General features: G+C 77.8%; 2 protein-coding genes and 1 pseudogene. 1 reads left to right on the top strand and 2 read right to left on the bottom strand.

What is annotated here, in order from left to right; genetic code table 11:
• Positions 1-1,604 (top strand): GGDEF domain-containing protein (locus GTR02_RS20845; RefSeq protein WP_166609391.1); only part of this gene is annotated, 1,604 nt, incomplete at its 5' end.
• Positions 1,605-1,611: 7 nt separating this feature from the next.
• On the opposite strand, the gene GTR02_RS20840 is transcribed toward GTR02_RS20845, so the two are convergent.
• Both GTR02_RS20840 and GTR02_RS20835 read right to left on the bottom strand, forming a co-directional pair.
• Positions 1,612-2,334 (bottom strand): PPC domain-containing protein, encoded by a 723-nt coding sequence (locus tag GTR02_RS20840; RefSeq protein ID WP_166609390.1) that lies wholly within the window; start codon positions 2,332-2,334, stop codon positions 1,612-1,614.
• A gap of 168 nt (positions 2,335-2,502) precedes the next feature.
• Positions 2,503-3,195, bottom strand: a pseudogene (locus GTR02_RS20835) (hypothetical protein); the annotation flags it as partial.

Below are 3,195 nucleotides of genomic sequence, written 5' to 3'. Positions count from 1 at the left end.
CGTCGGGGGAGGTCCGTGTGCTCGTCGACGCTCCAGCGGCCCTCGTGGGCTGCGCCGGACCCGCCTTCGACGCCGACGCCGCGCAGCGGACGCTGGCCGAGCTGGTGGTCCTCGTCGGGGTGGACCCCGCGGCGACCCTCGAGCGCGCGACGGTCGTGCAGGCCGGGGCCGCGCAGGCCGGCGACGGCGACCTCGCGCTGACCGCGCGCGTCCTCGTGGCCGACGCCCTGCAGCGCATGGGGCGGACCTCCGAGGCGGCCCGGGCCGTCCGCGAGCTCCGCGCCGGTCCGCAGGAGCTGCCCGCCGAGCACCAGGTGCGGACGGCGTGGGTCCTCATGCGCGTCTTCTCCAGCCTCGGGGACTCCGCGACCGCTCTGGACCACGCCCTGGACGCCCTGCCGCACCTCGGCGGCGACGTGTCGCCGCGGCTGCAGGCGCAGTTCCTCATCAAGATGGCCGACGTGCTCGGTGCGGTGGGCGACGTCGAGGGCGCGCGGGAGCGCTACGCGCAGGCCGAGCTGCTGGCGGTCGGCGACCCCGAGCTGCACGTGCGCGCGGTGAACAACAGCGCGTTCGGCGAGCTGATGGAGGGCAACACCGCGCAGGCCGTCGCCGACGCCGAGCGGCTCGTCGCCCTGGCCGCGCACTACGGGGCCGAGCTGAACTCCGACGAGCTCGACACCGTCGCGCACATCCACCTGCTGCAGGGGCGTCCGGACCAGGCCGTCGAGGCGGCCCTGCAGGCGCTGGAGGTGCTGGAGCGCAAGGACAACAAGGCCGGGGACGACCTGCCCGACATCCTCCTGACGCTCGCGACCGCGCGTCGGCACACGGGGGACCTGGACGAGGCCGCGCGCTGCATCGTCCGCGCCCGGCGCATCAGCACCGACCACGGGTACGGGGACATCACCGCCCGCTTGCTCGAGGAGGAGGCGGAGGTCCTCGCGGGGAAGGGCGACTTCCGCGGCGCGTTCGCGGCGCACCAGGCGTTCCACGCTGCGGACAAGGAACTCGTCTCGCTGCGGCGCCAGGAGCAGAGCCGTGCGCGGCAGGCGATGTACGAGTCGACGCAGGCCCGTGCGGACGCCGCGCGCTTCCGCGAGGAGGCGCGCCGCGACCCCCTCACCGGCCTGCACAACCGGCTCGCGGTGGGCGAGCGGCTGCCGGCCCTGCTGGACGCCCGGCGCCGCGGCGGCCTGCCCGTCGTCGCGGCCCTGTTCGACCTCGACCACTTCAAGGCCGTGAACGACGGGTACTCGCACGAGGTGGGCGACCAGGTGCTCGTCACCTTCGCGGAGCTCCTCGCCGGGGGCCTCGCCGACCTGCCGGAGGGCGCCGGTCTCGCGGCGCGCCTGGGCGGCGAGGAGTTCCTGCTCGTGCTCGCGGCGACCACGGTCGAGCGGGCGACCGCGCGCGTCGAGGCCGTCCGGCGGGCCGTCGAGGAGCACGACTGGTCCGCGGTCACCCCGGGCCGGTCGATCACCGTGAGCGCCGGCATCGCGCTCGCCGACGACGACGCCACCCAGTTCAGCCTGCTGCGCCAGGCCGACGTCGAGCTCTACGCGGCCAAGGCCGGGGGCCGCAACCGCGTCTGCGGGGCCTGACGGACCGTCAGCGGGGGATCGACAGCGTGAGCTGGTACCGCGCACCCTGCGCCGACTGCACCTGCAGCCAGCAACGGCCGGTGCCGGGCAGCGCGACCGTCACGTCCGCCTGCTGCTGCACCATCGAGGTGTGCAGGGGTTCGCCCGCAGGCCCGACGAGCGACCACGTCGCGGTCCCGCGGGTGGTGGCGAAGCGCACCCTCGCCGTCTGGCCGCGCACGGCCCCCACGGTGTAGGTGCGGGTCGTGGCGGCGGGCAGCGTGTCGCGGACGGTGGTGCTCGTGGTCCCGGGCGCGAAGCGCAGCTGCGTCCCGCGCGGGATGGCGAGCTGCAGCCGGTAGGTCGCGGCCCGGGTGGAGTCGACGTCGAGGGAGTAGGTGCCCGTCTCCGGCAGCACGATCGAGCCGCTGCTCTGCCGCGGGCTCCGGGCGTCGTGCAGGGCCGGGCCGGAGGGGCCGACGAGCGTCCACGTCGCGGCGCTCGTGCTGCGGGTGAACGCGACGTCGACGGTCTGCCCGGCGCGCGCCGCGAACCGGTAGCGCACCTCGCCGTGCGCCCCGACGGAGCCGGCGACGGAACTGCTGGTCGCGCCCGGGGCGAACCGGATGGTCTGCGCCCCCGCCGTGGTGGGCGTCGCCGCCCCCGCCGTCGTCACGCCCGTGACCACCGTGCCGGCGGCCAGCACCGCACCCGCCAGCACTGCCCCTGCGACCGAGAGCTTCCCGCGCATCGTCGTCCCCTTCCGAGTCCTCGCGGCCGCGGACGCGGCCCCACCGACCACGTTGGGAACGCGGTGTGGCGCCGTGGTTCCCGCGCCGTTCCCGCCCCGGGACCCCTTGTGCCGGAACGGTCACACGCGGCGGCGCAGCGGCTCGTCGCGACCGGGTGGGGCGCGGGGTCAGACCCAGGACCGCGCCCGCCGGGCCGTGCGGAGGGCGACGGCGACGGCCGCGGCGACGGCGATCGCGGGCGGCACGGCGGCGCCCGCGGACGACGCCGGCCCGGCGAGGGCGGCGACTCCCGCGACGAGCAGCCAGCCCCGGGCGAACCAGGCCGCCACGAGCAGCCCCGACAGGTCACCGGCGGGCGTGAGCACGGGAGTGAGCAGGGACGCCGGCAGCAGCGGGGCGGACGTCTGCCACGCCCGGGCGGCCACGGCGAGCAGGGCGAGCGACGCCGCCGTCGTCGCCGCGGCGGGGGACGCGGCGCCCAGCAGCACGGCGGCGGTCGTCGGGGCGAGGGTGACCGCGGCCGTCAGGAGCCCGGGGACCAGCAGGTGCCGGGCGAACACCCGGGCGGCCCCGTCCGGCACGAGCCCGCTGCCCTCGGCGTTCTCCACGTGGGCCGCGAGCCCCGCGGCCCAGCCGGCCGTCGCGACGTGCAGGCCGACGGCGGCGAGGACCCCCGCCGCGCTGCCGGGGGCGGCGGTCACGAGCAGCAGCGCGGCGCCGAGGCCCGCGGCGCACGCCACCGCCGTGCGCGCGGGGGCGCGCCGCAGGCCGAGCAGGTCGCGGGCGGGCACGAGCCGGGCGCCGCCGCGGCGCACGTCCAGCCGCCCACCGCGACGCGCGGCGGGGAGCCGGCCCGCTGG

The organism is Kineococcus siccus (genome assembly GCF_009906795.1).
Taxonomy (GTDB): Bacteria; Actinomycetota; Actinomycetes; order Actinomycetales; family Kineococcaceae; genus Kineococcus; species Kineococcus siccus.
Note: the sequence above shows the minus strand (reverse complement) of the source record. Positions and strands in the feature narration are given on the sequence as shown.